The following is a 5,004-nucleotide window of genomic DNA, read 5'->3' as shown; positions in this document are numbered from 1 at the left end:
AAATATTATGGAGATTTTTAAAATATGAATGGATTGAATTTAGCGCCTATAAAGACCGAAAGAGCCTCCTCGCTTACGTTAAAAAAGTGCTGGACAATTTTGGAGGCGAGTATGTAATTAATTTTGCCTAGGTACTTATTAGGGATTGAAACAGTTTCATAAAGGTTTTGGTGGCAAAGCTTTATTGTTCCAATTAATCTTAAACCCTATTAGGGATTGAAACTTCGGCACTGCCTAACTGTTGTTGGTACTGTTCTGTTCCAATTAATCTTAAACCCTATTAGGGATTGAAACTGGCTTTCTTCAATTTCGAGTAGCCACCAAACTTGTTCCAATTAATCTTAAACCCTATTAGGGATTGAAACCAGCATGGAGACACTGCCAAGCTGAGATAGAGAAGTTCCAATTAATCTTAAACCCTATTAGGGATTGAAACATAATTAATCTCCTATTTCCTGTTTGTCCATACTTGTTCCAATTAATCTTAAACCCTATTAGGGATTGAAACTAGGTGTGCCTCAATATCTGACACCCCAATCTCGTTCCAATTAATCTTAAACCCTATTAGGGATTGAAACTGGTCAAAGTGAGCAAGGAGGGGAATGTGAGTATTGTTCCAATTAATCTTAAACCCTATTAGGGATTGAAACCAGTCCATTTTCAGCGAGACCAGTGTCTCACTGAGTTCCAATTAATCTTAAACCCTATTAGGGATTGAAACACTGGCGCACCAGGGACGTGCCTATCAACGCACTCGTTCCAATTAATCTTAAACCCTATTAGGGATTGAAACATAATCTACTTTCAGACATTCTTTCCACATCTTAGTTCCAATTAATCTTAAACCCTATTAGGGATTGAAACCTTCTACTCGATAGCCTTTATAATCCCGAACTGGTGTTCCAATTAATCTTAAACCCTATTAGGGATTGAAACGGAGTTTATCAAACCACTAGCCAACTGCGAAACCCTGTTCCAATTAATCTTAAACCCTATTAGGGATTGAAACGGAAATTCGTAGCCGCAGTGAGGACAAATACGAGCGTTCCAATTAATCTTAAACCCTATTAGGGATTGAAACAGTAAACTGCTTAATTTAAGTACATCACTTAGGGGTTCCAATTAATCTTAAACCCTATTAGGGATTGAAACAGGATGCTTGACAATACTATTGACTTAACTCATCGTTCCAATTAATCTTAAACCCTATTAGGGATTGAAACGCACAAAATTAATGGCTTCGATTCAGAAAAATACACGTTCCAATTAATCTTAAACCCTATTAGGGATTGAAACGGGCGATCGCTTTTCTTTGTTTGTATCTTAATTATACCATGTTCCAATTAATCTTAAACCCTATTAGGGATTGAAACTTGGTAGAAAGATTAGCCGAGGAGCTAAACCTATCCCGTTCCAATTAATCTTAAACCCTATTAGGGATTGAAACACTATTAATAATGCAATTGAAAAAGCCTCTCTACAAGTTCCAATTAATCTTAAACCCTATTAGGGATTGAAACTCAAGATTTCTATTTGCTTAGATAGCAATAGAATCGTTCCAATTAATCTTAAACCCTATTAGGGATTGAAACTATTTTAATTTGGCTGATTTTCTTTTGTTTTTAGATGTTCCAATTAATCTTAAACCCTATTAGGGATTGAAACTGGAACTTGAAACCTTCTAGTCTATTAATTTCAAAATGAGAATTGCTGTCAGTGAGTTTATCGAACTGCTTGCGTCCAAAATATCCTATAAATTAGAGGAAGTATAAGCTAATTTGTATTGATAGTAAATCTGTTTTTAATAGTATGAGCAACTCTCAATCGCACGCTAAAAACCTTCTCCCTTGTTCCTTCTCCCCACTTCCCCATACCTATTACCTAGCATTGTTAGTATTCTATAATACCAATGCTTAGGAAACTATAAAGAAAATCCCAAGATTAGGCGAGTCCCTTGGCGAAAAAGGCTATAGTAGCATAAAATCCGTAATTTTATCTACAAAATTGTTATGACAGTTACCAATAGACAAGAGCTAGAAGAACTGATTCAACAGGTGAAAAAAGCTCAACAACAATTTGCCAACTATAGCCAAGAACAAGTAGATCTTATCTTCAAAAAAGCGGCATTAGCAGCCAACAACGCTCGCATTCCCTTGGCTAAAATGGCCGTACAAGAGACAGAGATGGGGGTAATAGAGGATAAAGTGATTAAAAACCATTTTGCCTCAGAAATCATCTACAACAAATATAAACACAGCAAAACCTGCGGCATTATCGAAGAAGATAAATCCTTTGGATTGCAAAAAATCGCTGAACCCGTGGGCATTTTAGCGGGGATCGTACCCACCACAAATCCCACCTCCACAGCCATTTTTAAAGCCCTAATTGCCCTGAAAACCCGCAACGGCATCATTTTTTCCCCCCATCCGCGAGCCAAAGACTGCACGATCGCGGCGGCCAAAATAGTCTTAGAAGCAGCCGTGAAAGCGGGCGCACCGGCTGGTATTATTGGTTGGATCGATCAGCCATCGGTGGAACTTTCCCAAGCATTAATGCAACATCCCAGCATTAATTTAATCCTTGCCACCGGCGGTCCCGGTATGGTAAAAGCGGCCTATTCTTCGGGAAGACCTTCCCTAGGAGTCGGTGCCGGCAATACCCCCGCTTTAATTGACGAAACCGCGCACATAAAAATGGCTGTTTCCTCGATTATTCTCAGTAAAACCTTCGATAACGGCATGATTTGCGCCTCCGAACAATCGGTAATCGTTGTCGATAGCATCTATGAAGAAGTTCGACAGGAATTTATTGATCGCGGGGCCTATCTTCTTTCCCCCGCAGAAAAGGAAAAAGTCGTCGGGATTCTCCTAAAAGATGGTCATATCAACCCCGATATCGTCGGGCAACCGGTGGAAAAATTAGCCAACATGGCCGGAATTTCTGTTCCTGAAGATACCAGGTTAATAATCGCAGAAGTGGAAAATATTGGCTTAGAGGAACCATTTTCCTACGAAAAACTCTCGCCAATTTTAGCCATGTACCGAGCGAAAGACTTTGAAGATGGGGTGAAAAAAGCCGAAAAACTGGTCTTATTTGCCGGTCGAGGTCATACGGCCGTGCTTTATACCGCACCCTCTAATCGGGAACATATTAAGCGCTTTGAAGACAACGTACAAACGGCCCGGGTATTAATTAATACCCCTTCCTCCCAGGGTGCGATTGGTGATATCTATAACTTCCGTCTCGATCCTAGTTTAACCCTCGGTTGTGGCACTTGGGGCGGTAATTCCATCAGCGAAAACGTCGAACCTACCCACCTATTAAATATTAAAACCGTAGCCGAGCGCCGGGAAAATATGCTTTGGTTCCGAGTACCACCAAAAGTATATTTTAAATACGGGTCATTACCGATCGCTATTCGGGAATTAGCCGGCAAAAAACGGGCCTTTATTGTCACCGATAAACCTCTTTTCGACCTAGGAGTTACCGCACCTTTACAGGAAATTTTAGAAGAAATCGGCATCACGGTTAATATCTTTTATGATGTGGAACCCGATCCTTCCCTGGAAACCGTCGAACGGGGTTTAAATGTCATTAATACCTTCAATCCCGATGTAATTATCGCTATCGGTGGTGGTTCCCCCATGGATGCCGCTAAAATCATGTGGCTACTCTACGAGCATCCAGAGATAGAATTCGAGAGCTTGGCCATGCGTTTTATGGATATCCGCAAACGAGTCTATGAATTGCCCCCTTTAGGCGAAAAAGCTCTGATGGTTTGTATTCCCACCACTTCGGGAACAGGATCGGAAGTGACTCCCTTCGCCGTCGTCACCGATCGCCGTAATAATATTAAGTATCCTCTGGCAGATTATGCCCTAACTCCCAGCATGGCCATTGTCGATCCGGAATTAGTGCTGAATATGCCGAAAAAATTGACAGCCTACGGCGGAATTGACGCTTTAACTCACGCTCTTGAGGCCTACGTCTCGGTTTTAGCCTCAGAATATACTAACGCTCTTGCTCAAGATGCCATCCGACTGCTGTTTAAATACTTGCCCAGTTCCTATCATAACGGAGCTAAAGACCCGAAAGCGCGGGAAAAAGTCCATTATGCGGCGACAATGGCAGGAATGGCCTTCGCTAATGGCTTTTTAGGCATCTGTCACTCCATGGCTCACCAATTGGGGGCAATTTTCCACATTCCCCACGGTCTGGCCAATGCCTTGATGATTTCCCACGTCATCCTCTATAATGCCACCGATGCCCCCTTTAAACAGGCGACCTTCTCTCAGTACAAATATCCTAACGTGAAGTGGCGCTATGCCAGGATCGCTCATTCCCTGGGATTGGGGGGAGAAAGCGAGACCGAAAGTGTGGAAAGATTGGTATTAGCGATCGAATGTTTAAAACGGGAAATCGGTATTCCGGCCAGTATTAAAGAGGTAATTCCCGAAAGTGAAGCCGAATTTATGGCCAAATTAGACCATTTAGCCGAACAAGCTTTCGATGATCAGTGTACCGGAGCCAATCCCCGTTATCCCCTGATCGAGGACTTAAAAACCCTGTTAATCCAAGCTTATCACGGCAATTTGCCCCTAGAGGTGGCGGTAAATGGTCACGGTGAGGTCAGTCTTGCCGATTTGAAGTTAGATCCGCAACCCTTGAGCTTGTAGAGATAGATTTTGCCTTTGATCCCCCCTACCCCCTAGTAGGGTTGATTCATGAATCAACCCTACCCCTTGCCTATTGCCTGTCTTCATCAGTAGCCTATACTCAACGGATTTAGTATTGTAAAGTTTCAATACAAATATAGTCAGATATAGTCAGGCATAGTAATACATAGACATGAGACGATCAGACTATGCAAAAAAAGCAGCAATAAGTTATCGAACGGCTTGGAGGTGGTGGAAACAAGGGAATTTAACAGGCTATCAATTGCCTTCTGGTACAATTATCACAACGGATGACAACCCTTCAAAACCCGACGCTGAGTTAAAAGAC

At 41.9% G+C, this 5,004-nt stretch carries 1 protein-coding gene, 1 pseudogene and 1 CRISPR repeat array; the gene and the pseudogene both read left to right on the top strand.

The window, feature by feature from the left end:
• Positions 1–131 (top strand): annotated as a pseudogene (locus tag O9323_RS22905) (IS630-like element ISMae24 family transposase); the annotation flags it as partial.
• A gap of 55 nt (positions 132–186) precedes the next feature.
• A CRISPR array of direct repeats spans positions 187–1,665; the repeat unit is 37 nt; unit sequence GTTCCAATTAATCTTAAACCCTATTAGGGATTGAAAC.
• Between the two features lie 344 nt (positions 1,666–2,009).
• On the top strand, positions 2,010–4,676 hold the full coding sequence (gene adhE, locus O9323_RS13385; protein WP_002738695.1) for a bifunctional acetaldehyde-CoA/alcohol dehydrogenase: 2,667 nt from the start codon (positions 2,010–2,012) through the stop codon (positions 4,674–4,676).
• Positions 4,677–5,004: the final 328 nt, after the last annotated feature.

It is taken from the genome of Microcystis sp. LE19-131.1A, from assembly GCF_027532015.1.
GTDB lineage: Bacteria > Cyanobacteriota > Cyanobacteriia > Cyanobacteriales > Microcystaceae > Microcystis > Microcystis ichthyoblabe_A.
Note: the sequence above shows the minus strand (reverse complement) of the source record. Positions and strands in the feature narration are given on the sequence as shown.